Origin of the sequence: Actinokineospora sp. (genome assembly GCF_050699995.1) — a bacterium.
Lineage (GTDB): Bacteria > Actinomycetota > Actinomycetes > Mycobacteriales > Pseudonocardiaceae > Actinokineospora.
Genome location: NZ_JBOHGC010000098.1, coordinates 16106 through 41165, shown reverse-complemented (window position 1 = coordinate 41165; position 25060 = coordinate 16106). Strand labels below are relative to the sequence as shown.

Sequence of the window (25060 nt, the reverse complement as noted above, 5' to 3'; positions counted from 1 at the left end):
GCCGTGGAACTTCCCGATGCCGATCGCGTCGTGGGGTTTCGCGCCCGCGTTGGCGGCGGGCAACACGGTCGTGCTCAAGCCCGCCGAGCTGACGCCGCTGACGGCGTTGCGGTTGGCGGAGTTGGCGTACCAGGCCGGTATCCCGCAGGACGTGTTCCAGGTGCTGCCGGGGAAGGGTTCGGTGGTGGGGCAGCGGTTCGTGACGCATCCGTTGGTGCGCAAGGTGGTCTTCACCGGGTCGACCGGGGTCGGCAAGCAGATCATGGCGGGCTGCGCGGACCAGGTGAAGCGGGTGACCCTGGAACTCGGGGGGAAGAACGCGAACATCGTCTTCGCCGACGCCGACCTGGAGAAGGCCGCCGCGGCGGCGCCGTACGGCGTGTTCGACAACGCGGGGCAGGACTGCTGCGCCCGCTCGCGGATCCTGGTGCAGAAATCGGTCTATGACCGGTTCATGGAGCTGCTCGAACCCGCCGTGCGCGGTGTGGTGGTCGGTGACCCCAGCCTTGAGAAGACCGAGATGGGCCCGCTGATCTCCCACGCCCACCGCCAGAAAGTGCGCTCGTACCTGCCCGAGGGCACCCCGATCGCCTTCCAGGGACAGGCTCCCGACGGGCCGGGGTACTGGTTCCCGCCGACCGTGGTCACCCCGTCGGACATCCGCGACCCGCTGGCCGCGGACGAGATCTTCGGGCCGGTCGTCGCGGTGCTCCCGTTCACCGACGAGGCCGGTGCGATCGCCATGGCCAACGACACCGACTACGGCCTGTCCGCCTCGATCTGGACCCGAGACGTCGGCCGTGCGCTGCGGGTGTCACGCGGGGTCGAGGCCGGGAACCTGTCGGTCAACTCGCATTCGTCGGTGCGGTACTGGACACCGTTCGGCGGCTTCAAGCAGTCCGGCCTCGGCCGGGAACTCGGCCCGGACGCCCTCGCGGCGTTCACCGAGACCAAGAACGTCTTCATCGACACGGAGGGATGATCGGCTATGCGACGTTTCGAGGGCAGGGTGGCGGTCATCACCGGCGGCGCGAGCGGCGTGGGGCTGGCCACGGCACACCGCTTGGCCGCCGAGGGCGCCACGATCGTGGTGGCGGATGTGTCCGACGCGGCGGGCAAGGCGGTGGCCGACGAGGTCGGCGGCCTGTTCGTGCACACGGACGTGACCGACGAGGAGCAGGTGCGTTCGCTGTTCGACACCGCCGTCGCCGAGTTCGGGTCCGTGGACGTGGCGTTCAACAACGCCGGGATCTCACCACCCGACGACGACTCGATCCTCACCACCGGGCTCGATGCCTGGCAGCGGGTCCAGCAGGTCAACCTGACGTCGGTGTATCTGTGCTGCAAGTACGCGATCCCGCACATGCGGCGCCAGGGGAAGGGGTCGATCGTCAACACGGCGTCGTTCGTGGCCGTGATGGGTGCGGCGACCTCGCAGATCTCCTACACGGCGTCCAAGGGCGGGGTGCTGGCGATGAGCCGTGAGTTGGGTGTGCAGTTCGCCCGCGAGGGCATCCGGGTCAACGCGCTGTGCCCGGGACCGGTGAACACCCCGCTGCTGCGGGAGCTGTTCGCCAAGGACCCGGAACGGGCCGCGCGCAGGCTCGTCCACGTGCCGGTCGGGCGCTTCGCCGAACCCGAGGAGATCGCCGCTGCGGTAGCATTCCTAGCCAGTGACGACGCGTCGTTCATCACCGCGTCCCAGTTCCTTGTGGATGGTGGGATCTCAGGCGCATACGTGACCCCGGTGTAGGAGAGCAGATGAGTGTGCAGGCGAGTGCGGCACTCTTCCGACCGGTCCGTGCGGGGAACGCGTTCGAAGAGACCGTGGAGCGCCTGCTCCAGGCCGTCCGCCTCGGCGTCGTCGAGGCAGGCGGCCGCCTCCCGCCCGAGCGCGAGCTGTCCGAACGCCTTGGCGTCAGCCGGGTGACCGTGCGCGAGGCGATCCGCGCGCTGTCCGACGCCGGATATGTCGAGTCGCGCCGCGGCCGCTACGGCGGCACCTTCGTCAACGCGGTGCTGCCCACGAAGCCCGCCGGCGACGGGATCATCGACGCCCAGGAGCTGGAGGACGTGCTCTGCCTGCGGCACGTGCTCGAGACCGGGACCGCCGAGCAGGCGGCGATGCGCTCGCTCACCCCGGACGAACGCCGCCACCTCAAGGACGCGCTCACGGAGGCCTCGACGGCGGGCCTGGACGACTACCGCCGCCGCGATGCCCGGCTGCACCTGGCGATCGCGGAGTCCAGCGGCTCGACGTCGCTCACCAGCGCGGTGGCCGACGTGCGGATGCGGGTCGACGCGCTGCTCGACCGGATCCCCCTGCTGCAGCCGAACCTGGACCACTCCAACACCCAGCACGCGACGATCGTCGACGCCATCCTCGGCGGCGACCCGGCGACGGCGCGCACGGCGATGGCCGAGCACACCGAGGGCACCGCGTCTCTGTTGCGCGGTTTCCTCCGCTGAGTGTCGCCTGCGCAAAGTTGCGCGTAATGGTTGGTTTTCGTCTATTTGACGCTTGACTCGCGCATCTTTGTGCGTCAAGCTTCCTGTCCAGGTGAATCTAATGGGTCAAGTTTGATCCATTAAGCCCTGGAAGGACTGCTCATGCGAGTACCGCTCCTCATCCCCATCGCCGCCGTCGTGATCGGTGTGCTGAGCTGGGCGCCGACCCCGTCGGCGGCCGCCGCTGACTGCGTCGCCCTCGACCCGGGTCAGGTCTGGCACGGCGAGAACCGGCAGCGGCTCGACGCCATGATCGCCGAACACGGCCGCTGCGCGGGGCGTCCGGGGCCGCGTCCCGTGTTCGACTGGGACAACACCGTGATCCGCAACGACGTCGGCGACGCCACGCTGTTCTGGGCGCTGCGCAACGACGTCGTGCGCCGGCCCGCCGACTGGGCCGACTCCAGCCGCCACCTCACGCCCGATGCCGCGACCGCCCTGCAAAACGCTTGCGGCACAGCGGTTGCGGCTGGCAAGCCGTTGCCGACCAGCACCGATACCCGGTGTGCCGACGAGATCCTGAGCGTCTACGCCACCGCCGCGACCACGACGGGCGCGTCCGCGTTCGCCGGCTACGACCACCGCCGGATGGAGTCGACCTACGCCTGGCTTCCGCAGCTGCTCGCCGGGTGGACGCCCGCCGAGGTTCGCGGCTTTGCGGCCGCCGCCCGGCGGGAGAACCTGGCGGCTCCGGTGGGGGCCACCCAGCTCGTCGGCACCCAGCGGGTCACGGGCTGGGTGCGCTACTACGACCAGCAGCGGGACCTGCTCAAGACGCTGCGGCGCAACGGTTTCGACATCTGGGTCGTGTCCGCCTCACCGCAGGACGTGGTCGAGGTCTGGGCCGCGGGCGTCGGCGTCGCGGCGAACCGGGTCGTCGGCATCCGCTCGGTCAGGAAGGCGGGCGTGCTCACCCCTCGGCTGATCGGGTGCGGCGACGTGCCCGACGGCGCGGACAGCGTGATCACCTATATCGACGGCAAGCGGTGCTGGGTGAACCAGGAGATCTACGGGGTGCGCGGCGCCAAGGCGTTCGAGCGGCAGGCTGAGGGCAAGCGTCCCGTGTTCGCCGCGGGCGACTCCACCACCGACCTGACGTTCGTCCGCGACGCCACCGCGCTGCGCCTGGCGATCAACCGGAACAAGACCGAACTGATGTGCCACGCCTACCACGACCTCGACGGCCGCTGGATCGTCAACCCGATGTTCATCCAGCCCAAACCGGCGCAGGCCAAGCCCTATCCCTGCGCCACAACGGGTGCGACCGACGCCGAGGGCAGCCCGGTTCCGGCTGTCGACGACGCCGGACACGTGATTCCCGACCAGCTCGACACCGTCCACTGAGGACGGATTCTTCCTTGTCCCCCCTGCAGTAAGGAAGATCATGGATCGTCGTAGTTTCCTAGGACTGGGTGCGGGCGCGGCGACGTTCTCCCTGTTGCCGCTGAGTGTGCGCACCGCGATGGCCGCCGCCGCGCCGACCGGCGGGCTCGAACTGGTCGAACACGTGGTGATCCTCATGCAGGAGAACCGCTCGTTCGACCACTATTACGGTTCCCTGCGCGGTGTCCGCGGCTTCAACGACCCGAACGCCCTGCGGCTCTCGACCGGCCGGTCGGTGTTCCATCAGCCCGCCACGGTCACGACCGACCTGAAGGTGGGCCACCCGAACGGATACGTGCTGCCGTACGCGGTCAGCGACTACCACATGGCCGGAACGCCGCACGACTGGTCGGACGGCCACGCCGCGTGGAACAAGGGCCGCAACGACGACTGGGTGAAGCACAAGAAGACCAACACGATGTCGGGCTACCGGCGTGAGCACCTGGCGTTCTACTACGCGCTCTCCGAGGCGTTCACTATCTGCGACGCTTACCACTGCTCGGAGATGGGCCCGACCAACCCCAACCGCAACCACCTGTTCAGCGGAATGATCGGGTACGAACCCGGCTCGACCTCGCGGGCGATCGGCAACGCGCCGTACGGCAACGCGAACCACACCGGCTACACGTGGAGCACCTACGCCGAACGGCTGCGGACGGCCGGGGTCTCCTGGCGGGTCTACCAGGAGTGGGACAACTTCACCGACAACCCCCTGGAGTACTTCAAGACCTTTGTGGACGTCGCGCTGAAGGCATTGGCCAAGACCGAGTACAACAAGGTGGAGGCGTTCTACGACGCGCTGCGCGGGGCGTCGAGCACCACGCAGAACACCATGCTGGCCCAACTCGCCGAAGGCGTGGCAACCCTGACACCGGCCGAGCGCGCGCTCTACGACGGGGCGCTGCGGCGTGAACGCAGCGACGGCCTGCTCGCCGCGTTCAAGGCCGATGTCGACCGCGGCACGCTGCCCGCGGTGTCCTGGCTCGTGCCCAACACCGCCGAGAGCGAACACTCGACCAACGGCCCGGCCAACGGCGCGGTGCTCACCAGCAAGCTGCTCGACGTCCTCGCGTCGAACCAGACCACGTGGAACAAGACCGTCTTCATCCTGAACTACGACGAGAACGACGGTTTCTTCGACCACGCGCCCGCGCCCGCGCCGCCGGTGGTCGGCGACGGCTCGGACGGAAAGTCGACAGTGGCGTTCGCCGACGAGATCGTCTCCGGCGCCCCGATCGGCCTCGGCGCACGGGTGCCGATGATCGTCGTCTCGCCGTGGAGCCGCGGTGGTTATGTGTGTTCCGAGGTGTTCGACCACACTTCCGTGCTCAAGTTCCTGGAGCGGGTCACCGGCGTGGCCGAGCCGAACATCACCCCGTGGCGGCGGGCGGTGTGCGGTGACCTGACGTCCACTTTGGACTTGGACACCGCTGTGCCCACGTATCCGACGCTGCCGGTGCCCGCGACGTCCAGCGGGCCTCGCGGCACGTTCCGCACGCCGCCGTCGACGCAGGCGTTCCCGCTGCAGGAGCCTGGTGTGCGCCCCGCCCGGCCGCTGCCGTACACCCTCGCGGTCAACTCGACCGTGACCGCGGGCTCGGTGGCCTTCGACTTCGTGAACAGTGGGGCCGCGGGCGCGCACTTCTCCGTCTACGCCAACCAGTTCCGCACCGACGGGCCCTGGCGGTACACCGTCGAGGCGGGCAAGACGCTGTCCGACACGTTCTCCTCCGGGGCGCCCACCGGGGCCTACGACCTCACCGCGTACGGCCCGAACGGCTTCGTCCGGCGGTTCGCGGGCAACCGGGTCACCGCGACCTCTTCGGGCAACGCCAACCCGGAGGTCACCTTGCGCTACGCGCCTTCCGAGGGACGGGTGTACCTGAGGATGACCAACACCGGGTCGGCGGCCTGCGTGGTCAAGGTCGCCGTCGGCAACCGCTCGGGCGGGCCGTGGACCTATCCGGTCGCGGTGAACGCGGTGGTCGAGGACTACTTCACCGTGACCGGAACCCACCACTGGTACGACCTGACGGCGACCGCGGACACCAAAGACGGCTTCCTGCGGCGCTTCGCGGGGCACATGGAGACGGGTGCGGCGAGCAAGAGCGACCCGGTGATGGGTTCCGGTCGACTGTCCACTGTGGTGTCCTTTGTCAGCAGTGAGGAGACGACGGCCGAGAACGGGGCGGCCCGCAATGCCGTCGACGGCACCACGTCGACGATCTGGCACACCCGGTGGTCGACCTCGCCCGCGCAGCCGCCCCACGAGATCCGGCTGGACCTCGGCAGCGCGCGGACCGTCATCGGTCTGACCTACGTGCCCCGCCAGGACGGCGGCGCGAACGGGCGTTTCGGCGGCTACGAGATCGACCTCGGCACCGACGGGACCACGTGGTCCAGGGTCTCATCGGGCACCTTCGCCGACGACGCGACGACCAAGACCGTCCGCTTCTGGCCGACCGCGGCCCGCTATGTGCGGGTGCGGGTGCTCACCGAGGCGGGTGGCCGCGGTCCGTGGGCCTCGGCGGCCGAACTGTTCCCGCTCGGATACTGACGCGGTGGAGGCGGGCCCGTCCGACCGGTGTCGGACGGGCCCGCTTTCAAATGGGTCTCAGGAGAAGAACGCGTCGTCACCGGCCTGGTCGCCGTGCAGTTCCAGCAGGTCCGTGGCGTGGCCGCCGTAGAAGGTGAACAGGAGCGACCCACGGCTGACCCGGGTGACGCCATTGCGGGTCGCGGTCACCTGGTGGATGGCGCAGACGTGGCTCTTGCCGTCGCTGTGGACCTCGATGAGGTCGACCCGGAAGGTGCCGTCGGTCAGCTCGCCGAGCTTGCCGTAGTAGCCGAGCACCGCGTCGACGCCCTTGTACTCACCCGCCAACTGGCTGTTGCCCGGCACGTGCTGCACGCAGTCCTTGGCGAGGATCGACATCAGGGTCGGGATGTCCCCGCTGTTGAACGCCGCATAGCCCGCGCGCACGGCCGCGACGTTGTCGTCGGCGTAGGGCGCCACGCGCTGGGCGGCTCCGGTCGCGTATCCGGTGGCCTCCGGCGAGGCGTCGAGCATCACGCACGTCTCGTCACCGATCACCCACGCGTCGTGTCCCGGCGGGATGTCGACGAGGTCGTCGGCGTGCACCTCGAACTCGCGGCCGTCGTCGAGCCGGATGGCCATGGCGCCGGACTGGATGTAGCCGAGGTGGTGCACCTGACAGGAGTCGGTGCCCGCCAAGGGTTTCACGTCCTCCGACCAGCGCCAGCCCGGCTCGAACATGCCCTTGCCGAGGGTCATGCCGCCTGCCGTGCCCAACACCATCTTGCCGTGGTCCCGGAACTGGCGGACCTCACCGGTCCGCTCCATTCCGCTGATCTTCAGGTCTGCCATGGAAAACTCCTACGGTCGCCGGCCTGCGCTTGTCGCTCGGCCGCTTCGGCCCGGCAGCACAGGCCACCGGAATACTTCGCCGTTCGGCGGCCCCTCACTAGGACCGAAATACCCGGTCACCACTTCTGCAGGATGAGGAGGTGGCGCATCGCGTCCTCGCCGAAGCTGCTGCGGCAGGGTCTCGCCCTGGGTCTGGAATTCGCCCGCGTTGGGCAGTGGGCCGTAGGTCTTTGCCGTCGAAGTGGTAGACCAGGCTGAAGAACACCTGCGCCGCCGAGTCCAGCAGCGATCCGTCGAGCTTGCCGCGGAACGCCGCCGTGCCGTCACCGGCCGCGATGAACGACGAGGCGTCGGGTGTTTGGGCGGGGTCGACACTGGGCAGCGCCAAGGTCCCGCTCGACGCCCGGGCAGAGGGGGTTTTCGGAGTCGGGTGTCAGGGTGCCCCAGAACACCGAGTACACCCCGTTCGGGACGAGTCCGGTGAAGCCGAGCCGCACATCGGTGCGGGCCGTGCGCCCACCTGTGCTCCGCACGACGGAGGTCGCCGCGGCGGCCGACCACTGCCCCCACGTCCGCTCCAGGGACACACCGCTGTTGCTGAACAGCCGGGCTGCGGGATCGGTCGCGGCGGTCGGGTTTCGCAGCGTCGAGCCGACGATCTCGAACACGTCGCGCTCGAAGACTTCGACCGCGTCGGCGACATCGGGCCCGACGGCGTGCGCCGGAGTCGCGAACGTGATCGTGGCGATGGCCGCGACCACGGCCGCCGCGCCGCGCCGCCAGGTCTGGGTGCTCATGTCGTTTCGCTCTCTCGTGGACGGGTCGGGACTGTCCTAAGAGAACGCTCCGCGCAGACGGCGACCGTCGACCCTGACGCGGGTCGCTCCACCACGGCCTATGACCTGGGCGGGCGGATCACGTCGACAACCGACGCGCGCGGTCAGGTGCGTTCCCGCTGTTCCAGTACTGGGGTCCGACGGCGTCGATCGTGTCGAGCCGGTGGATCGTCGGCGCGGCCCGGAAGATCCTCGCCGAGGACCGGCCCGACCTGCTGCTGGTCTATGTCCCACACCTCGACTACGACCTGCAGCGGTTCGGCCCCCACTCGCCGCAGGCGGTCGCCGCGGCCCGCGACGTCGACGCCGCGATCGCCCCACTGCTCGCCGACGCCGAGGCGGCGGGCGCCACGGTCGTCGCGCTGTCCGAGTACGGCATCACCCCGGCGCGCAAACCCGTGGACATCAACCGGGAGTTGCGAGCCGAGGGCCTGCTGCAGGTCTACCCCCAGGCGGGCATGGAATACCTCGACCCGTGGACCTCGCGGGCGTTCGCCGTCGCCGACCACCAACTCGCGCACGTGTACGTGGCCGACCCGGCCGACGTGCCGCGGGTGCGGGCGATCCTCGGCGAACTGCCCGGCGTCGACACCGTGTTCGACCGCGAGGCGCAGGCGGGCATCGGGCTCGACTACGAGCGGTCCGGCGAACTCGTCGCCATCGCCGAGCCGGGCGCGTGGTTCACCTACTACTACTGGAACGACGACAACCGGGCTCCGGACTTCGCCCGCGGCGTCGACATCCACCGCAAACCCGGCTACGACCCGGCTGAGCTCTTCTTCGACCCAGCGGACTCGTTCGTCAAGGCGAAGGCCGGGGTGACGCTGGCCCGCAAGAAACTGGGCCTGCGGTACACGATGAAGGCCGTCCCCCTCGACCCGTCGTGTGTGCGCGGCACGCACGGCAGGCTGCCCGACAACCCGTCGGAGGGGCCGGTGCTGTTGTGTTCCGACCCGGTCGTCCCCGCCGCCGTCGAACGCGACGGCCGGATCGATGCCACCGATGTCCGTCACCTTTTGCTGTCCCTGCAAGGCATTCCCGTGAAGGAGTTCGCCCGATGAGCCGCCCGATCACCCTGTTCACCGGCCAGTGGGCCGACCTCCCCTTCGACGAGGTGTGCGCACTCGCGGCGAAGTGGGGGTACGACGGTGTGGAGATCGCCTGCTCCGGCGACCACTTCGAGGTCGACCGCGCGGTCGGCGAGGACGGTTACGTCGAGGCCAAACTCGCCCAACTCGACCGCCACGGTCTCAAGGTCTTCGCGATCTCCAACCACCTGGTCGGCCAGGCCATCTGCGACGACCCGATCGACTTCCGCCACCAGGGAATCCTCCCCACCCACATCTGGGGCGACGGGGACCCGGAGGGCGTCCGCCAACGCGCCGCCGCAGACATGGCCAACGCAGCCAGGGCGGCGGCCAAACTCGGGGTGGACACCGTTGTCGGTTTCACCGGCTCGAAAATCTGGAAGTACGTCGCGATGTTCCCGCCAGTCCCGGAGTCCGTGATCGAAGACGGCTACGCCGACTTCGCCCGCCGATGGAACCCCATCCTGGACGTCTTCGACGAAGTGGGCGTCCGCTTCGCCCACGAAGTCCACCCCTCGGAAATCGCCTACGACTACTGGACCACGAAACGCGCCATGGCCGCGGTCGGCGACCGCGAGGCCTTCGGTCTGAACTGGGACCCGTCGCACTTCGTCTGGCAGGACCTCGACCCGGTCGCTTTCATCCTCGACTTCGCCGACCGCATCTATCACGTCGACTGCAAGGACACCCGCAAACGCTTCGACGGCCGCAACGGCAGGCTCGGCTCCCACCTGCCATGGGGCCACCCCCGCCGAGGCTGGGACTTCGTCTCCACCGGACATGGTGACGTGCCTTGGGAAGACTGCTTCCGAGCCCTCAACACCATCGGCTATCGCGGCCCGATCTCAGTGGAATGGGAGGACGCGGGCATGGACCGACTAAGGGGCGCGCAGGAAGCGGTGACGTACGTACGAAACCTGGTCTTCGACCCACCCACCGCAGCCTTCGACGCAGCCTTCAGCACCAGCCTTAAGCAAGCGCAGCACGAACAGCCGACACAGTCTCCAGACTCGTAGAAGCGTGCGGCGAAAGCCGAACATGATCCCCACGAACAGTCACCGCAACCCCAGCATCACGCAAGGCAGCACCAGCCCCCTGAACATCCCCGGTGGCAAACGTCAGAATGTTCGCCCCCTGAGCGCGAACCCGCCCACCCGCCGACTGGACAACCTCCGCCAGCGCCCCGACACACGCCATGATCCGAGACTCGATAGCCGCAACCCCAACACTTTCCACCAACTCAAGCGCCCGAGCCAACGCCCCCGAAGTAACTGGGCTCAAGTTGGTGATGTTCCACCGAGCAGCACCCTCGGCAGCCGAATGCAGCCGATCGTCGAACAACGTCGGCTCAACCGCTCCAGTCCAACTCGACACCAACGGCTCCAACCGATCAAGCGCCCGATCCGACAACACCGCGAACCCGGTTCCCCACCCCGCCCGCAACCACTTCTGCCCACCAACGACAAGCACATCCGCCGCCGACCAAGCCGAGGAGACCGCCCCAAAGCCCTGAATACCGTCCACAATCAACAGCCGATCGCCCACGATGTCACGCAACACGGCCAAGTCCATGCGGTACCCGGTCCGAAAGTCGACAGCGCTGACCGTCACCGCCGTGGTGCGCGCCGTCAGCGCCTCAGCGACCCCTTGTGGTGTAACGGTTCCGGGAAGCCAGTCGACCTGAACCCGACCCACGTCCTGAGCCCGCGCCCACGGATAGGTGTTGGACGGAAAGTCGCTCGCGGGCACCAGGACCTCCCCACGGCACCCGAACGCCGCCTGGACCAAGCCGAGGCTGGTGTTCGGCACGAGCACCACCTGGTCGGCTGGTGCCGCACAGTCGGGCCGCCGCCGCCTTCGCCTGGTGTTCCTCGCCCATCAGCTCGTCCACCGTGTCGGGTCCGGCCTGCGCCGCGCGCCGCAGCAGCGACTCGGAGGTGGCGACCACCGAGTGGCCGGGTGGCCCGAACCGGGCGAAGTCGACGTAGCCGGTGGGTTCGTCGAACTCGGCGAGGTACTCGGTCAGCGGATCGGTCGCGCGGCGGTCCATGGCACCACCCAACCGCAGGCCGCGGCGATCACGCGCCGACTCGGAAGTATGCCTGGATGGTGGTGGCCGAGACCTCGGTCCGGGTGCGGACCAGGTCGCTGACGTGGTGGACGAGCAGGAGGCCGCGGCCGCCCGACTGCCCCGGCAGCGACGGGTGCCTGCCCGCGAGCGGGTCGGTGAGGCGGCCGGTGTCGCGGACTTCGCAGACGAAGTGGCGCCCGCTGGCGCCCAGCCGGATCCGCGCGGTGCCGCCGCCGTGGAGGAGGCTGTTGGTGGCCAGTTCGGTGACCACGAGTTCGACGTCCGGGACGCGTTCTGCCCGCACTCCCGCGCGGCCCGCGTGCTCGCGGGTGAGGATGCGGGCGCCGGTCAGGTCGGGTCCCTCGACCAGGATCTCGACCGGCTGGTCGAACTCGGGCAGCGGCTGGTTGTACCGGTCGACGATGTCGAGGGGCGCGTACCGCGTGCTCGCCCGGGTGCCACCGGCGTCGATCAGGACCGGGTGGGTGGCCTCGGCGTCGGCGATCACCCAGGGGGCGAGCTGTTCAGTGTCGTAGGGGCACAGGATGGTCGCGTCCCGGCCGGTGAAGGCCAGGTTGATCAGCGCTTCGTGCTGGGCGCAGGCCGGGTACTCAAGGTCGGAGCGGTCCGCCCAGATCGGTTCGCCGATGATGCGCACCGGCCGGTCGGGGTGGCTGTCGGCGAAGGCCCGCAGCACGGTGGCGATGATGCGGCCGGGGTTGCGGCCCGCCTCGGTCATGTCGAGCATCCGCACCTCGTCGGCGTCCGCGCCCAGCGCGTCGCGCAGCAGCTTGAGGTTGGGGCCGGGCACGGCCACGGCGACCGGCTCGCCCGCGGCCCGCGCCGCTCGGATGAAGGGCAGCGTCCCGTCGAGGTACTCGTCGGCACCGCGGTAGAAGAGTGCGGGATGCGCAAATCCCTCGGAAGCGGTCATCGACCTCGTCTGACCTCCATCGCTCGACCGTTGAGGCCATGGTCCGATCTGTACCCCGCCGCGATGCCCCCGCAAACGTCTCCCGAGTTGTCTAACCAATCGGGTCGGCACGGTCAAGTCGCCTCGCAGGTGGTTGGCGTATTCTTGGCCGTGCGCGTGGTTGGTCGATCATTGACTGGCAGCGCCGCGGTCACCCGTGTTCGACGTTGCTCGTCCACCGCAAAGACAGGCCCGTGGCCGCGCGTTCGGCCCGGACTTCCATGGCGTCACCGAGGATGGTCGCCTGGTCGACGACAACCGGGTCACCGTCCATCCCATACGTGACCCGGTCGCTGACGAACACCGGCACACCCTCGGGCTGTCCCAGCAGGGCGGCGATCTCGGTGTCGAGGACGGCGGGCCGCAACCGCTCGGTCGCCCGGTGCACGACCACGTCGTGCTCGGAAAGCGCCGCATAGAGCGAAACCTGGGTGAAGTCGACTCCGCGAACCAACGACCCATAGGGCTGCCGAACCCAGGACACCTGGTGCACCGCGGGCCGGTCCCCGAGGAGCCGGACCCGTTCGATCCGCAGGGCGCGGCCCGCGCCGAGTTCGGCGGGCGCCCGGGCCTCGGTTCGCACCGTGTGACCCTGCTCGCGCAGGTCCTCCGCGAGACCGCGCAGCGAGTCGAGCTGGTAGGCCGCACGCGGCTCGGTGACGAAGGTTCCCCGCCCAGGCTGCTGGGACACCAGGCCGTCGTCCTCGACCACCCGAAGTGCCTGCCGCAACGTCATCATCGTGACGCCGTAGGCCGCGCTCAGGTCCCGCTGCGACGGCAGCGCCTGGCCCGGCCGGTACGCGCCCGAGCGGATCTTCGCGGCCAGGTCGGCCGCGATCGCGTGGTACTTGGGTTCACGTGGAGCCTGTTGGTTCATCGGCACTCCGGTCGAGTTCGGTGCGCATGGCGTGCACTTGCGCGCCCACCTCGGCCGGACCCGCGCCGTCGAGCACCCGGCGCATCAGCGCCGACGCGACGACCACGCCGTCGCCCGCGCGGCCTGCCCGCACCGCGTGATCGGGGCGCGAGACGCCGAAGCCTAGCAACACCGGCCGGTCGGTCACGGCCTTGAGCGTCCGGGCGAGGGCGAGCCCGGACTCCGCGAACTGGTCCCGCTCGCCGGTCGTGCCCATCACGCTGACGGCGTAGACGAAACCCCGGCTGCGCTCGCCGATCTCGCGCAGCCGCTCCGGTGCGGTGGACGGCGCCGCGAGGAGCACCAAGTCCACTCCGGACGCCGCGGCGGCGCGCTCGAGTCCACCTACCTCGCCGAGCGGGAGGTCCGGCACGATGAGTCCGGCCACGCCCGCGTCGCGCAGCTTGCCGCAGAAGGTCTCGACTCCTTGGCGCAGCACGAGATTCGTATACGTCATGACGACGCGCGGGATGGTCAGGTCGGTCTCGGCAAGATCGGCGAGGATCCGGTCGGCCGTTGCCCCGCCCGCGAGCGCGCGATCCGAGGCTTCCTGGATGGTGCCGCCGTCGAGCATCGGGTCGGAGAACGGCAGCCCGATCTCGACCGCGTCGGCCCCCGCGTCCTGGTAGGCGGTGAGGTAGCGGGTCCAGTCGTCGGTGATGTCGCCGGTGACGTAGGGGACGAGCAGCTTGCGCCCCTGGGCGCGTGCGGACCGGAGCCGGTCTTCGAGCGTGGTCATGACGCCCTCATGAGTGCGGTTGGGAGAGCGCGGAAGTCGTGTTGGTGAACGGACACAGCGGCCGAGGCCTCCTCCGCTGCGAGGTCACCGGCGTTCCGTGCGAGACCGTCGTGGTGCCGGGCGTGGACACGGAAACCTCCGTGATCGTGCGCACCCCCTGAGGCATAAGCGACCGGCATTGCGCCTAATTAGGCGGGGTCGACGCGCACGCAGCAGTGGTCCGGCTCGGGGTGCAGGCCGGCGGTCAGGTCCGTGACGGCGAGCCCGTGCAGGAGTCCGTCGATCAGGCAGACGTTCATGCCGCACACCAGTTCCGTGTGCCGCTTGGCCAGGCTATGGAACGGGCAGTTGCCGAGGACTATCGCGGTGTCCGCGGCCCGAGGTTCGAAGCCGTACGACTCCAGCACCCGCAGCACCGCGTCGCGGCTGCCCTCGGGCTCGGCGGCCCGCGCCGTCTCGCCGAGGTCGTGGCCGAGTTCGCGGGCCCGTTTGGCGAGCACGCTTCGCGGTGACTCGCCCGTGCCGTCCGCCTCTTGCAGGGCGGCGGCGAGCAGGTGTCCGGCCAGTTCGTACCGCCGGTCCGGCAGCGAGACGTCGATCTGCCTGCCTGAGCGCCGGTAGAGCTTCGACGGCCGGCCGGCCCCGGGCCCGCTGCGGCCGGTGCGACGTTCGTGCACCACCTCGAGCAGGCCTTCCTCGGCCAGCTTGTCGAGATGGAACGCCGCCGTGGTGCGAGCCAGGTCCGCGGCCGCCGCTGCCTCGTCCCGGCTGACCGGCGCCGCCTGGCGCGCGACGAAGTCGTAGAGCCGTCGGCGGGTGGGCTCGTCGAGTGCGGCCACGGCTGACACCCGGGCGTCCCAGGACTCTCCCATTTCTAAAACCAATCCATATTGACTAAATTGCTGGCCACGCTCTAACGTTAACACGAGTTGTCGATAGAAGGAGGAGTCATGGCCACCGAAACGCCTGCCGCCGCGACCGAGGGTCCCGGCGTGCTGTCGGACCCCGGCTATCAGTCGTTCTTGTTGCTGCGCACGGTCTTCACCGTCGCGCCCATCCTGTTCGGGCTCGACAAGTTCCTGAACCTGCTCGTCGACTGGCCGCGCTACCTGGCGCCATGGATCGACGGCATCGTTCCCGGCACGGCTCAGCAGGCGATGTACGGCGTCGGGGTGGTCGAGATCCTCGCGGGCATCGTGGTCGCCGTGGCCCCCAGGTTCGGCGGCCTGCTTGTGGCGGCCTGGCTGGCGGGGATCATCGTGAACCTGGTGTCGTTCCCTGGTTTCTACGACATCGCCTTGCGCGACTTCGGCCTGTTCGTCGGGGCGGTCGCCCTGTCCCGCCTCGCGGTCCGCTACACGCCCGCGCACCGAGGGCGGACCGCATGAGCCTCCCCGAACTGACCGATCAACTCGACGAGCACCGTCGGCGTCGGGTGGTCCACGGACGCGAAGGCATCGACCTGCCCGCCGCTCAGCGGGCGGTGTCCGATCTCCTGGTCGCCTTGGGTCGGGACCCGGCAGCCGAGCACTTGGCGGACACGCCGAGGCGCGTCGCCCACGCGTACGCCGAGCTGCTGACCCCACGCGAGTTCAACCTGACGACGTTCCCCAACGACGAGGGATACGACGAACTGGTGCTCGCCAAGGCCATCCCAGTGCACTCGCTGTGCCGGCACCATTTGCTGCCCTTCCAAGGCGTCGCCCACGTCGGCTATCTACCCGGTGAACGCATCCTCGGCCTGTCCAAGCTGGCCAGAGTCGTCGAACTGTTCGCTCGTGACCTGCAAGTGCAGGAACGCCTGACCAAGCAGGTCGCGGACTGGCTCCAGCATCACCTGGAGCCCAAGGGCGTGGGTGTGGTGATCGAGGCCGAGCACCAGTGCATGTCCCTGCGCGGGGTGCGTGCGGCCGGTGCTCGGACCGTGACGTCGGCCCTGCAGGGCGCGCTGCGCGAGGATGCCCGCTCTCGCCAGGAGTTCTTCGCCCTCGCCGGCGTCAACGGCTAGCACTAGCGCGGTCTACCACAGCGGGCGGGCGGCATGGTCGATCCGGGTCAGGGGCTGCCTGATCCTGCACCGCTGTTGTGTGGCTCACATCGAGTGCGTTAAACCTGAGTCATGACGAGAGTAAACAAGATCGCCGCAGCCAATGACTCCACCGGAAGCAAGCTCATCAGCGCCCTGCTGGTCGGGATGTTAGCGGTGGCCGTGGCCAGTGCCGCCGCACCCGTCGCGGGTGAGGGGGGATCGAACGCCACGGCCGCGCGCGACACTTCCGCGGGTCACCTCGCGGGTGGGCCGGACGACTGGCCGTGGCGGGCCGCGTAGTCCGCTCGCGGTTGTCCGACATTCGGACAGCAGGCAGTGCGCCCTCACAAAGGGTCGACTGCAGTTATGCTACGTTGACTTTCCTGCAAGCTAGTTGACTCTAGATAGGTAATTGACTGGCGTATCAGTCATGAGACTCGAGGTCGGGCGTGTGAGCATCGTCGGGGTCCAGCAGCCGGAGTTCGGTCGCCGGTTGCGCCAGTTGCGTCAGGAGCGCGGGCTGTCGCAGCGGGACGTGGCCGGTGACGTGGTGAATCCGAGCTACATCTCGCTGCTCGAGACCGGCGCCCGGGTGCCCACCCTCGAGGTGGTCCTGCAGATAGCCCGGGCGCTCGACGTGCATCTTGAGGCCCTGGTGGCCGACGCGGTCCTGCCGATCAAGGAGACCGAGCCGGGCCCGGAGGCCAACCGCACGCTGGTGCTCGACATCCTCGCCCGCAGCGCGCTCGACTTCGGTGACCTCGACGACGCGGGCGACCGGTACCAGAGCGCCTATGACTCGGCTGTGCGCGACGGCGTGCCGTCCGCCGTGGTCGAACGCGGCATCGCCCTGCAGGACGTGCTGGTCCTGCGGGCGGACCACCAGGCCCGCTACGCGCTGCTCGACGACCTCGTCGCCGTGGCCGACCAGGTCGGGGTGCCCGAGCTGATGGTGAAGCTGCGGCTGGACAAGGCCGCCGCCGCCCGCGACTGCGGGCACATGGCCGAGGCCATGGTCCTCGCGACCCGCGCCATGGAAGCGTTGCCGGACACCGAACTCGCCAACACCGGCGAGAATGTCCGCGCGCTGGGCGTGCTGATCTCGGTCAAGGTCGACTCCGGCGACACCGGGGAGATCCCGACCCTGGTCGACCGGATGCTGGCCTGCGCGGAGAAGCTCGGCAGCCGCACGGTCCTCGGGCGCGCCCACTGGGCCGCGTCGGTCGCCTTCGCCCGACTCGGTGTCGGCGAGCGAGCCGAGCGGCACGTGCGGCAGGCCAAGGACATGCTCGCCCAGCCGGGCACCTCGATCCGGGAGTGGGGCCGCTTCGCCAGCGCCGCCGCGTCGGTGCTGCTCGACGCCGACGCCGAGCTGTCCGAAGTGGACCAGTACGTGAACTGGATGCGGTCGGCGCTGGAACTGGCCGATTCCGCTGGCGACCAAGCGAAACTGGTCAGCATCGAAGCCCGGTACGCGCTCGCGCGCGGGGAGTCGGAGCGGGCACTGGAGCTGTCCGAGGAGGAACCGGAGGGCCTCGCGGCCGCGGATCTCCTGCGGCTGCGGCGCACCCGCGGCCGGGCCCTCCACCGCCTCGGCCGCACCGAGGAGGCCGTGGACGCGCTGCGCGCCGCCGCGCGTCTCGGCGAGGAACTCGCCGCCTATCGGGTCGCCGCCGAGGTGTGGCGCGAGATCGACGAGCTGCGCTCGTCCTGAGCGCCTCGGCGCGCGGTTTGTCCCAGGTGGACCTCTCGTGAACCCGTGAGGGCGGCCCGGCGTGGAGCGCGTTAATTACCCCTGTCAAGCAACCTGGAAGACGCGGGCGGCTGGTTTACTGACGACGGGTCGCCAGCAGTGGGCCGGTGAACCCCTATTACTGCGGCAACCACCTGCGTGAAGTCCTAGATGACGGTCAAGTCACTGGTAGGTGACCTTAGGATGCACTTTCACCCAGTCATTGACACCATGACTCACACGGTCATAGCCTTGATGACGGGCGTAATGAAGTGACCGGGGTCACAGGTCAGGGCGGAGGGGCCGAGATGAGTGATTGCCCAGAGTTAAGAACGGGTCGCGAGTGTGGTGGGGTCGGATGACCGAGACCGCCTTCGAGTCCAGCGCGGACTTGCTCTACCGGACGGCGGGCCGGTTGCCCGGCGAGCGCACCCGGTTCGACGGGTGCGACGACGCGGCGGCGTTCGTCGAGCAGATGGCGGCCACCGTCGAAGGCGAGGTCATGCAGCTGGTTCCGGTCTTCACGGCCGGGTCTTTCGAGTTCTCCCGCCTGGTCGCGGACGCGGTGCTGCGCCGCGGTGCGAAGCTGCGGGCGGTGTGGAGCTCCAAGGTCCTCGAGGAGCCTGCCGCGGCCGCGCACGCGAAGTGGCTGGCGGTCCGGCGGTCCGCGCCGCGGGTGGTCGACCATGTGCCGATCCGGGCGACCCTTGTGGACCGTGCCGCCGCGATCGTCCACGATGACGATGGCCGGGCCGGGCTGGTTCAACTCAACCGGGTGTTGGGCTCGCTGAGCCTGATCGGGGACCGGTTGTGGCGCAATGGGATCGAATCGGAGATCGGTGGGGCCGATGCCGGTGAGAGCTCGTGCGACGCGCGCAAGAAGATGGTGTTGCGGCTGTTGGCCGAGGGGTTGACCGACGACGCCATCGCGCGCCGGATCGGGGTCAGTGTGCGCACGGTGCGCAACGACGTCGCGGGGGCGATGGTCGGTCTGCGGGCCCGCAGCAGGTTCCAGGCGGGGGTGCGCGCCGTCCAGCTCGGACTCGTGTAACGCACCGAAGTGGACGCTGAAGTAGACACCGATTCACATCACAGCACGGAGAGTCGCGCCGGGTCAGCCGGTGCGACTCTCCGTGCTGTTTTCGCGGAAACTGTTGGTATGTAAGGAAAATCGACCGCTGCAGCAAGATGCAGGTTCCTTGAACGCCCCGGCTGATCACGATGAAGTAGAGCGGTGTTCGAACGTCCGGGGGCGTTCCGGATGTTCGTCAGGTCGACCTGGAAGGTACGTCATGAACTCGGTGACCGCGTTACGACCCGAAATCACGCCGCTCGTCGGAGCCCACCTGATCGATGTCTACCGCTACGCCACGCGCCGAGGGGCGATCGAGTCGGTCGAGCAGGCGGCGGTGGATCTCGCGCTCACGGTCCACGAGGTCAACGCGACGGTGAACCACCTGATCGAGAGCAGGCTGCTGCGGGTCGACCCGGACCGCAGGCTGGTGCCGGTCGACCCCGAGGTGGCGGCGGCGCTGCTGGTGTCCCCGATGGAACGCGAGATCTACCAGCGCCGCGAGCTCATCGCGCAGATCCGCGAGCGGACGGACGTGTTCCGACAGGACTATGTCCACACGGGCCTGCGGGGCGCGGCGAGCGCGTCGGTGGAGAGCGTCTCCGGGACGATGGAGGTTCGCGGGCTGCTGAAGGTGGCGAGCGACGCGTGCCGGGAGGAGATGCTGGTCCTGCTGTCGGGCACGGTCGACACCGACGACTTCGACGACTTCATGGGCGTGTGCGATCGGCTGCTGAGCCGGGGAGTCGCGGTTCGGGTGGTCTGCGGGCACAAGAGCCGCACCGACTTCGCCACCCGGGTGAAGATCAAGAAGCTGATCGACGCGGGTGCCGTCGTCCGCACCGCCAGCCACATCCCGCGGGCCGCGGCCGTCTTCGACCGGTCGTCGGCGGTCCTGCTGGGCGACGGCGCGGCCGAGGCGAGCGCTTCGCGGGTCCGCCACGACGAGGTCGTCGAGTTCCTCCTGGCCGTGATCGACCACCTGTGGGATTCGGCGACTCCCTTGGAGAGCTTCGAATCCGGGTACGCCGAGGTGGCCGACGAACTGCAGCAGACAGTGGCCTGTCTGATGGCGAAGGGATTCACCGACGAGGTGGTCGCCCGCAAGCTCGGCATGTCCGTGCGGACGTGCCGCCGCCACATCGCCGCGCTGATGAGCGACCTCCACGCGGTAAGCCGTTTCCAGGCAGGCGTTCAGGCAGCCCAGAAGTGCCTGGTGAACTAGGCGCCCACCATGACCGCGGTCAACCGCGCCGCCAGGGCTGACAGCGGGGTCCCGGCGGCGAGTTGCTGGAGCGACAGCCCGGTCCAGCCCTGTTCGGCGAGCAGCGCGAGCACCCGGGGGATCCGCAGGACTCGGCCACCGGCCACCGTGTAGCTCTCCGACAGCCGGACCTCGTCGAGTCCGTTCGCCTGACCGACCGCCGCCGCGAGCGCCAGAGCGGCATCCGCCTGCGCCGTGGCGGTCTCGACCTCAAGCGCCCGAGTCGTCGGGGCGGGCTCGAACCCGATCATCCCGGCCACCTCGTCGAGCCGGAGGTCGCTCGCCGGATCGTCGAGCGCCACGAGCACGGATTCGTACGCGCGCAAGAACTTCTCGACGGCGTCGGCGTCCATGACCGTGGACGCGGCGTTGAGCCCGATGACGACGGCGTCCTGCAACTCGTAGATCCGGAAGAACGTGTCGGCGCCGTACTCCGCCCACGCCGACGGCGTCGGGTTCCAGGCGAACTTCGTCCGGCGGGCTTTGGAGACGTGCGCGCCGTGGTTGAGGAAGTTGAGTTCCGAGCCCGTGCGCACCACCTCGCCGCGCCGGGAACTCTCGCGGGACGACAGTTCCACGAGTTCGTCGTACGGCACGGCCGCGTTGTCCTGGGCCGATCGGAACCGGGTGGCGGCGCTGCGCAGCACGTCGGAGAACGGCGGGTTGTCCCCGCAGTCGACCCGCAGCAGCAGCGGCGAGAACATGCAGGTCATGACGTCGGCGTAGGCGGTGGCTTCACGGTTGCCCGAGAACGACAGGTGGGCGACCTCGGCGCTGCCGGTGTAAACGGCCATCACCATCGAGTACACCGCGACGTGGACCAGCGACGGCCACACCGTGTGCCGGTCGGCGATCCGGCGGCACGCGGCGAGCATCGCGGGCGAGGTGAGTGACGCACTCCGCGCGGCAGGTTCATCACCAGGCCCGCGGCGTGCGGCGAACAGGTCGGTGGACAGCTCGGCGAACTCTCCACGCCAGTGGACGAGCGCCTTCTCCTTGGCCGCAAGGGCTTCGGCGGAGGACTCCCACCGGGCGAGGTCCGTGGGCTGGTGCCGGATCGGTTCGAGGACCGCGGGCCTGCGCGCGGCGAGACCGGCGCCGAGGGCTTCGAACTCCCGCTCGAACCGGTCGACGGTCCACGCGTCGAACGCCATGTGGTTGAGCACCAGCACCAGCTGCTTCGGCGCCCCGCCCGCGGTGATCAGGCAGGCACGGATCGGCCACTGCACGGCGAGGTCGAACTCCGTCGAGCTCAGTTCCTCGACCACCTCGGCCGGGGTCGAGGTGCCGTCGCGCTCCGCCGTCACCTGCACGACCGGGACCGCGGCGGGCGGGTGGACCCGCTGCTCCGGGTCCCGGTCGGCGTCGAAGTGGTACGTGGTGCGCAGCGCCTCGTGCCTGCGCACCAGGTAGTTGAGCGTCGCGCGGACCATCGCGAGGGTGACACCGGGCGGCATGTCGAACCTGAGGACGATGTGCGCCTCATGCCGGGCGTGCGCGGGCATGTGGTGGTGTCGCAGCCAGATGTAACGCTGGCCCCAGCAAAGGTGTGCGCTCTTCACAGCTACTCCGCGATCTTGGTTCGGTAGGACCATTCGAAGACGGCGAGGGAGGACCCGTGCAGGTCGCGTGATTCGCCCGAGTACCTGAAGTGCTCGTAGCCGCCGCATCTGGGCAGCTTGATCTCCTCGGCCAGCCCCGCGACCTCGCGGACGCGGTCGTCGGACAGTTCGGCGGGTCCGCCGACGAGCACGGCTTGAATCGGATCCATGGCGATCATCTCCCAATCGGCCTGGCAATGAATGGAATAAAACTCCTCCGGCTGCTTTGCTTGCCCGCCTTGTCGTTCGTCGCGAACACACTCGATAATCGCGGGTGTGGGATGGCCGGACAACGGGTGGGCCGGTGGCAGGTAGCGGACGGCGATAATGGCCACCGGCCAGGTAAATGCACGTCTTGACGGGGTGTTCCGGCGTCGGCGAATCTAGGGCGGGCGAGCTGTTTTCGCCGTGTTGTTCGCACAGTCGGCCCGGCGCCAAATCAGAGGTGAGACTTTGTCCGCATCCGAAATCCCCGACAAATTCCAGGACATTCTTCGGCCGCATTTGCCGTACGCCGATTCCGGTGACCTGGCGGCGGCGAGCGACCTGGGCGGCCTCGGCCTGGACTCGATGAGCATCGTGGCCCTGCTGGCCGACATCGAGAACAGCTACGACGTCGAACTGCCCGACGACATCCTCAACGAGGAGACCTTCGCGACCGTCGGCTCGCTGTGGCGGACGCTGTCCACGCTCGTGGCCTGAGGACCGCCGATGCCGACTCGACTCGACGACCTGCCGCGGTGTGGCGACCCGGACCACCCGGCGGTCACCTTCAAAGACGAGACCGTCACCTATGGCGAACTGCGTGCCCGCGTCGACAGCGTCGCCGCGGGTCTGCGCAAGCTCGGGTTGCGCCGTGGCGAACGGGTGGTGGTGTACCTCGACAAGCGGATCGAGACCGTCGTCGCCCTGTTCGCGGTGTCCGCGGCCGGTGGTGTCATCGTCCCGGTCAACCCGGTGTTCAAGGCCCCGCAGGTGGGTTACATCGTGGCCGACTGCGCCGCGGCCGTGCTGATCACCACCCCAGAGCGGTGCCGGACGCTGTCAGCCGAACTCAAGGATTCCGCGTCAGTGCGCGAGATCGTGCTGGTCGGCGACCTCGACGAACCCGACCCGGCGGTCACCGCCTGGGCGGACCTGCACGGCCCGGCCGAGGCGTCGGTCGCCGTGATCGACGCGGATGTCGCCGCGATCCTCTACACCTCGGGCAGCACCGGCGGACCGAAGGGCGTGGTGCTCTCGCACCGCAACCTGTTGGCGGGCGCGGAAAGCGTCGGCGACTACCTCGGCCACACCGCTGACGACGTCGTGCTGTCGGTGCTCCCGCTGAGCTTCGACGCCGGCTTCAGCCAGCTGACCACGGCGTTCGTCGCGGGCGCGCACGTCGTGCTCGTCAATTACCTGCTTCCGCGCGAAGTGGTTCGCCTCTGCGCGCGCCACGGCGTCACGGCGCTCACCTGCGTGCCACCGCTGTGGCTGCAGCTCACCGGCCTGACCTGGCCCGCGGAGTCGACGCGCGCGCTGCGCTACTTCGCGAACACCGGTGGCCGGATGCCGAAAGCCACCCTGGACCGGCTGCGGGAGATCTTCCCCGACGCCGACCCGTACCTGATGTACGGCCTCACCGAGGCTTTCCGGTCGACGTACCTCGACCCCGCCGAGGTCGACCGCAGGCCGGACTCGATCGGCCGGGCGATCCCCAACGCGGAGATCCTCGTGGTGCGGCCGGACGGCACCGAGTGCGACCCCGGCGAGCACGGCGAGATCGTGCACCGCGGGGCGCTCGTGGCGCTCGGCTACTGGAACGACCCCCGGCGGACGGCGGAGCGCTTCAGGCCCTGTCCGACCGGGGGTGCCAACAACGCGGGGCTGCACAGCGCGGAGATCGCGGTGTGGTCCGGCGACACGGCTTACCGCGACGAGGACGGCTTCCTGTTCTTCGTCGGCCGCACCGACGACATGATCAAGACCTCCGGTTACCGGGTCAGCCCCACGGAGATCGAGGAAGCGGCCTACGCCACCGGCCTGGTGGGCGAAGCGGTCGCGTTCGGCGTGCCCGACGAGAAGCTCGGCCAGCACGTCGTCCTCGTGGTCGGCGGCGGCCCGTGCGACACGGACACGCTGGTGAAGTCCCTGGAGAAGGACTTGCCGAAGTACATGCTCCCGCGCCGCGTCGAGGTGCTCGGCGAGCTGCCCCGCTCGGGCAACGGCAAGTTCGACCGCAACGAACTGCGTCGGAGGTTGTCGTCGTGACCGAAGGGTTTGGGCGGGTCGACGGGCGGTTGACGGTCGGCGGGATCGAGGTCGAGCGGCTCGCCGCGCGGGTGGGAAGCACACCGTTCTTCGCCTACGACCGTGGCTTGCTCGACGCCCGGGTGGCGACGGTTCGGGCGGCTTTGCCCACGGAGATCAACCTGAGCTACGCGGTGAAGGCCAACCCGATGCCCGCGGTGATCCAGCACATGAGTGGGCTGGTCGACGGGTTCGACGTGGCTTCCGGCGCCGAGCTTCGCAATGCGCTCGACACGCCGATGCCCGCGTCTCGGGTGAGCTTCGCCGGGCCGGGAAAGTCCTTGGCGGAGCTGACCCAGGCGGTCGCGGCCGGGGTGACGGTCGAGCTGGAGTCCGAGCACGAGGTCACGCGGGTCCGTGCCGTCAGCGAGACGTTGGGCGTCGCCGCCCGGGTCGCGCTGCGGGTCAACCCTGACTTCAGCGTGCGCGGGTCCGGGATGCGGCTCGGCGGGGGACCGCAGCAGTTCGGCATCGACTCGGAGCGGATTCCCGAGATGCTGTCGACGCTGGGGGACTTGGACTTCCAAGGGTTCCACGTGTTCGCCGGTTCGCAGAACCTGAATGCCGAAAGCATCTGCGAGGCGCAGCGGAAGACCGTCGAGCTCATTTCGGGATTCGACGTCGCGGTGCGGTACCTGAATCTGGGCGGCGGCTTCGGTATCCCGTATTCGGCTCGGGACAAGCCACTGGATCTGGCGCCCATCGGGGAGAACCTGGCGTCGTTGGTGGGCGGTCCGATTCGGGCTCGAATGCCGCAGGCCCGGGTCGTGGTGGAACTCGGGCGCTACCTGGTCGGGGAGGCGGGTGTGTACCTCACCCGGGTCGTCGACCGGAAGATGTCCCGGGGCAAGACCTTCCTTGTGGTGGACGGCGGCCTGCACCACCAGCTCGCCGCGTCCGGCAACTTCGGCCAGGTGATCCGGCGGAACTACCCGATCGCCGTGGCGAACCGGGTCGATGACGCGGCCACCGAGACCGCGAGTGTCGTTGGCTGCCTGTGCACCCCACTTGACCTGCTTGGCGACGATGTCGAGTTGCCCGCCGCCGAGATCGGTGACCTTGTCGCGGTCTTCCAGGCTGGGGCCTATGGGCTGACCGCCAGCCCCACCGCGTTCCTGAGCCACCCGGCGCCGCTCGAAGTGCTGGTTTGACCACCAGAACGCCAGAA

General features: G+C 69.2%; 23 protein-coding genes and 2 pseudogenes. 16 read left to right on the top strand and 9 right to left on the bottom strand.

The features are described from left to right. From ACRDSQ_RS05875 to ACRDSQ_RS05855, 5 genes are all read left to right on the top strand, one after another. A partial coding sequence (locus tag ACRDSQ_RS05875) for an aldehyde dehydrogenase family protein (RefSeq protein WP_431419468.1) occupies positions 1-982 on the top strand: 982 nt, incomplete at its 5' end. Between the two features lie 6 nt (positions 983-988). After that, entirely contained in the window at positions 989-1753 is a 765-nt protein-coding gene (locus ACRDSQ_RS05870; RefSeq protein ID WP_431419467.1) for a 3-oxoacyl-ACP reductase, read from the top strand. Between the two features lie 8 nt (positions 1754-1761). Further along, a complete protein-coding gene (locus ACRDSQ_RS05865) occupies positions 1762-2469 on the top strand; it encodes a FadR/GntR family transcriptional regulator (protein ID WP_431419465.1) in 708 nt (235 codons plus the stop codon). 141 nt (positions 2470-2610) lie between these two features. Beyond that, complete coding sequence (locus ACRDSQ_RS05860) at positions 2611-3852, top strand: haloacid dehalogenase-like hydrolase (protein ID WP_431419463.1); 1242 nt, start codon at positions 2611-2613, stop codon at positions 3850-3852. Positions 3853-3892: 40 nt separating this feature from the next. Then, positions 3893-6448 (top strand): phosphocholine-specific phospholipase C, encoded by a 2556-nt coding sequence (locus ACRDSQ_RS05855; RefSeq protein WP_431419462.1) that lies wholly within the window; start codon positions 3893-3895, stop codon positions 6446-6448. 57 nt (positions 6449-6505) lie between these two features. On the opposite strand, the gene ACRDSQ_RS05850 is transcribed toward ACRDSQ_RS05855, so the two are convergent. Together ACRDSQ_RS05850 and ACRDSQ_RS05845 are read right to left on the bottom strand one after the other, a co-directional pair. Beyond that, positions 6506-7279 (bottom strand): nuclear transport factor 2 family protein, encoded by a 774-nt coding sequence (locus ACRDSQ_RS05850; RefSeq protein WP_431419460.1) that lies wholly within the window; start codon positions 7277-7279, stop codon positions 6506-6508. Between the two features lie 323 nt (positions 7280-7602). Beyond that, on the bottom strand, positions 7603-8076 hold the full coding sequence (locus ACRDSQ_RS05845; protein ID WP_431419458.1) for a hypothetical protein: 474 nt from the start codon (positions 8074-8076) through the stop codon (positions 7603-7605). Positions 8077-8219: 143 nt separating this feature from the next. Between ACRDSQ_RS05845 and ACRDSQ_RS05840 the strand changes: the two are divergent. Together ACRDSQ_RS05840 and ACRDSQ_RS05835 are read left to right on the top strand one after the other, a co-directional pair. After that, positions 8220-9176: pseudogene (locus ACRDSQ_RS05840) on the top strand (alkaline phosphatase family protein); the annotation flags it as partial. Further along, the gene (locus ACRDSQ_RS05835) at positions 9173-10219 is read left to right on the top strand and encodes a sugar phosphate isomerase/epimerase family protein (protein WP_431419456.1); all 1047 of its coding nucleotides are present in this window, start codon (positions 9173-9175) and stop codon (positions 10217-10219) included. The pseudogene ACRDSQ_RS05840 and the gene ACRDSQ_RS05835, both read left to right, overlap by 4 nt. Here the strand turns inward: ACRDSQ_RS05835 and ACRDSQ_RS05830 are convergent. The 5 genes and pseudogenes from ACRDSQ_RS05830 to ACRDSQ_RS05810 form a co-directional block, all read right to left on the bottom strand. After that, positions 10179-11253 (bottom strand): annotated as a pseudogene (locus tag ACRDSQ_RS05830) (aminotransferase class V-fold PLP-dependent enzyme); the annotation flags it as partial. The gene ACRDSQ_RS05835 and the pseudogene ACRDSQ_RS05830 sit on opposite strands and share 41 nt — an antisense overlap. A 28-nt stretch (positions 11254-11281) precedes the next feature. Further along, positions 11282-12208 carry an anti-sigma factor RsbA family regulatory protein gene (locus ACRDSQ_RS05825; RefSeq protein WP_431419454.1) on the bottom strand — a complete coding sequence of 309 codons (927 nt, stop codon included), beginning with the start codon at positions 12206-12208 and terminating at the stop codon, positions 11282-11284. 190 nt (positions 12209-12398) lie between these two features. After that, positions 12399-13124, bottom strand: coding sequence for a GntR family transcriptional regulator (locus ACRDSQ_RS05820; RefSeq protein ID WP_431419452.1), 726 nt, complete (start codon positions 13122-13124; stop codon positions 12399-12401). Next, positions 13102-13902, bottom strand: coding sequence for a tryptophan synthase subunit alpha (trpA, locus tag ACRDSQ_RS05815; RefSeq protein ID WP_431419450.1), 801 nt, complete (start codon positions 13900-13902; stop codon positions 13102-13104). The genes ACRDSQ_RS05820 and trpA overlap by 23 nt, the downstream gene beginning before the upstream one ends. 188 nt (positions 13903-14090) lie before the next feature. After that, complete coding sequence (locus tag ACRDSQ_RS05810; RefSeq protein WP_431419448.1) at positions 14091-14774, bottom strand: helix-turn-helix transcriptional regulator; 684 nt, start codon at positions 14772-14774, stop codon at positions 14091-14093. A 78-nt stretch (positions 14775-14852) separates the two neighbouring features. Between ACRDSQ_RS05810 and ACRDSQ_RS05805 the strand changes: the two genes are divergently transcribed. The 6 genes from ACRDSQ_RS05805 to ACRDSQ_RS05780 all read left to right on the top strand — a co-directional run bounded on the left by ACRDSQ_RS05805 (position 14853) and on the right by ACRDSQ_RS05780 (position 19960). Beyond that, positions 14853-15290: a hypothetical protein gene (locus tag ACRDSQ_RS05805; RefSeq protein WP_431419446.1), complete on the top strand. Its 438-nt coding sequence runs from the start codon at positions 14853-14855 to the stop codon at positions 15288-15290. After that, positions 15287-15910 carry a GTP cyclohydrolase I FolE gene (gene folE, locus ACRDSQ_RS05800; RefSeq protein ID WP_431419444.1) on the top strand — a complete coding sequence of 208 codons (624 nt, stop codon included), beginning with the start codon at positions 15287-15289 and terminating at the stop codon, positions 15908-15910. The genes ACRDSQ_RS05805 and folE overlap by 4 nt, the downstream gene beginning before the upstream one ends. Before the next feature lie 111 nt (positions 15911-16021). After that, the gene (locus tag ACRDSQ_RS05795; protein WP_431419442.1) at positions 16022-16231 is read left to right on the top strand and encodes a hypothetical protein; all 210 of its coding nucleotides are present in this window, start codon (positions 16022-16024) and stop codon (positions 16229-16231) included. Between the two features lie 151 nt (positions 16232-16382). After that, the gene (locus ACRDSQ_RS05790; protein ID WP_431419440.1) at positions 16383-17645 is read left to right on the top strand and encodes a helix-turn-helix domain-containing protein; all 1263 of its coding nucleotides are present in this window, start codon (positions 16383-16385) and stop codon (positions 17643-17645) included. A gap of 376 nt (positions 17646-18021) precedes the next feature. Further along, positions 18022-18714, top strand: a complete 693-nt coding sequence (locus ACRDSQ_RS05785) for a response regulator transcription factor (RefSeq protein ID WP_431419438.1) — start codon at positions 18022-18024, stop codon at positions 18712-18714. Positions 18715-18955: 241 nt separating this feature from the next. After that, positions 18956-19960: a hypothetical protein gene (locus ACRDSQ_RS05780; RefSeq protein WP_431419436.1), complete on the top strand. Its 1005-nt coding sequence runs from the start codon at positions 18956-18958 to the stop codon at positions 19958-19960. Here ACRDSQ_RS05780 and ACRDSQ_RS05775 read toward each other — a convergent pair. Next, positions 19957-21561: a condensation domain-containing protein gene (locus ACRDSQ_RS05775; protein ID WP_431419434.1), complete on the bottom strand. Its 1605-nt coding sequence runs from the start codon at positions 21559-21561 to the stop codon at positions 19957-19959. The genes ACRDSQ_RS05780 and ACRDSQ_RS05775 overlap by 4 nt on opposite strands. Before the next feature lie 2 nt (positions 21562-21563). Then, positions 21564-21770, bottom strand: coding sequence for a DUF5988 family protein (locus tag ACRDSQ_RS05770; protein ID WP_431419433.1), 207 nt, complete (start codon positions 21768-21770; stop codon positions 21564-21566). A gap of 283 nt (positions 21771-22053) precedes the next feature. Between ACRDSQ_RS05770 and ACRDSQ_RS05765 the strand changes: the two genes are divergently transcribed. The 3 genes from ACRDSQ_RS05765 to ACRDSQ_RS05755 are packed head-to-tail and all read left to right on the top strand — an operon-like array spanning position 22054 to position 25043. Further along, positions 22054-22302, top strand: a complete 249-nt coding sequence (locus tag ACRDSQ_RS05765; protein WP_431419431.1) for a phosphopantetheine-binding protein — start codon at positions 22054-22056, stop codon at positions 22300-22302. Between the two features lie 9 nt (positions 22303-22311). Continuing rightward, positions 22312-23853, top strand: a complete 1542-nt coding sequence (locus tag ACRDSQ_RS05760; protein WP_431419430.1) for an acyl-CoA ligase (AMP-forming), exosortase A system-associated — start codon at positions 22312-22314, stop codon at positions 23851-23853. Then, the gene (locus ACRDSQ_RS05755; protein WP_431419428.1) at positions 23850-25043 is read left to right on the top strand and encodes a pyridoxal-dependent decarboxylase, exosortase A system-associated; all 1194 of its coding nucleotides are present in this window, start codon (positions 23850-23852) and stop codon (positions 25041-25043) included. The genes ACRDSQ_RS05760 and ACRDSQ_RS05755 overlap by 4 nt, the downstream gene beginning before the upstream one ends. Positions 25044-25060: the final 17 nt, after the last annotated feature.

Bases quoted from the DNA above. Each gene is read 5' to 3' on its own strand.
- ACRDSQ_RS05870 (WP_431419467.1), top strand. From the start codon at position 989: ATGCGACGTTTCGAGGGCAGGGTGGCGGTCATCACCGGCGGCGCGAGC.
- ACRDSQ_RS05865 (WP_431419465.1), top strand. From the start codon at position 1,762: ATGAGTGTGCAGGCGAGTGCGGCACTCTTCCGACCGGTCCGTGCGGGG.
- ACRDSQ_RS05860 (WP_431419463.1), top strand. From the start codon at position 2,611: ATGCGAGTACCGCTCCTCATCCCCATCGCCGCCGTCGTGATCGGTGTG.
- ACRDSQ_RS05855 (WP_431419462.1), top strand. From the start codon at position 3,893: ATGGATCGTCGTAGTTTCCTAGGACTGGGTGCGGGCGCGGCGACGTTC.
- ACRDSQ_RS05850 (WP_431419460.1), bottom strand. From the start codon at position 7,279: ATGGCAGACCTGAAGATCAGCGGAATGGAGCGGACCGGTGAGGTCCGC.
- ACRDSQ_RS05845 (WP_431419458.1), bottom strand. From the start codon at position 8,076: ATGAGCACCCAGACCTGGCGGCGCGGCGCGGCGGCCGTGGTCGCGGCC.
- ACRDSQ_RS05835 (WP_431419456.1), top strand. From the start codon at position 9,173: ATGAGCCGCCCGATCACCCTGTTCACCGGCCAGTGGGCCGACCTCCCC.
- ACRDSQ_RS05825 (WP_431419454.1), bottom strand. From the start codon at position 12,208: ATGACCGCTTCCGAGGGATTTGCGCATCCCGCACTCTTCTACCGCGGT.
- ACRDSQ_RS05820 (WP_431419452.1), bottom strand. From the start codon at position 13,124: ATGAACCAACAGGCTCCACGTGAACCCAAGTACCACGCGATCGCGGCC.
- trpA (WP_431419450.1), bottom strand. From the start codon at position 13,902: ATGACCACGCTCGAAGACCGGCTCCGGTCCGCACGCGCCCAGGGGCGC.
- ACRDSQ_RS05810 (WP_431419448.1), bottom strand. From the start codon at position 14,774: ATGGGAGAGTCCTGGGACGCCCGGGTGTCAGCCGTGGCCGCACTCGAC.
- ACRDSQ_RS05805 (WP_431419446.1), top strand. From the start codon at position 14,853: ATGGCCACCGAAACGCCTGCCGCCGCGACCGAGGGTCCCGGCGTGCTG.
- folE (WP_431419444.1), top strand. From the start codon at position 15,287: ATGAGCCTCCCCGAACTGACCGATCAACTCGACGAGCACCGTCGGCGT.
- ACRDSQ_RS05795 (WP_431419442.1), top strand. From the start codon at position 16,022: ATGACGAGAGTAAACAAGATCGCCGCAGCCAATGACTCCACCGGAAGC.
- ACRDSQ_RS05785 (WP_431419438.1), top strand. From the start codon at position 18,022: ATGACCGAGACCGCCTTCGAGTCCAGCGCGGACTTGCTCTACCGGACG.
- ACRDSQ_RS05780 (WP_431419436.1), top strand. From the start codon at position 18,956: ATGAACTCGGTGACCGCGTTACGACCCGAAATCACGCCGCTCGTCGGA.
- ACRDSQ_RS05770 (WP_431419433.1), bottom strand. From the start codon at position 21,770: ATGGATCCGATTCAAGCCGTGCTCGTCGGCGGACCCGCCGAACTGTCC.
- ACRDSQ_RS05760 (WP_431419430.1), top strand. From the start codon at position 22,312: ATGCCGACTCGACTCGACGACCTGCCGCGGTGTGGCGACCCGGACCAC.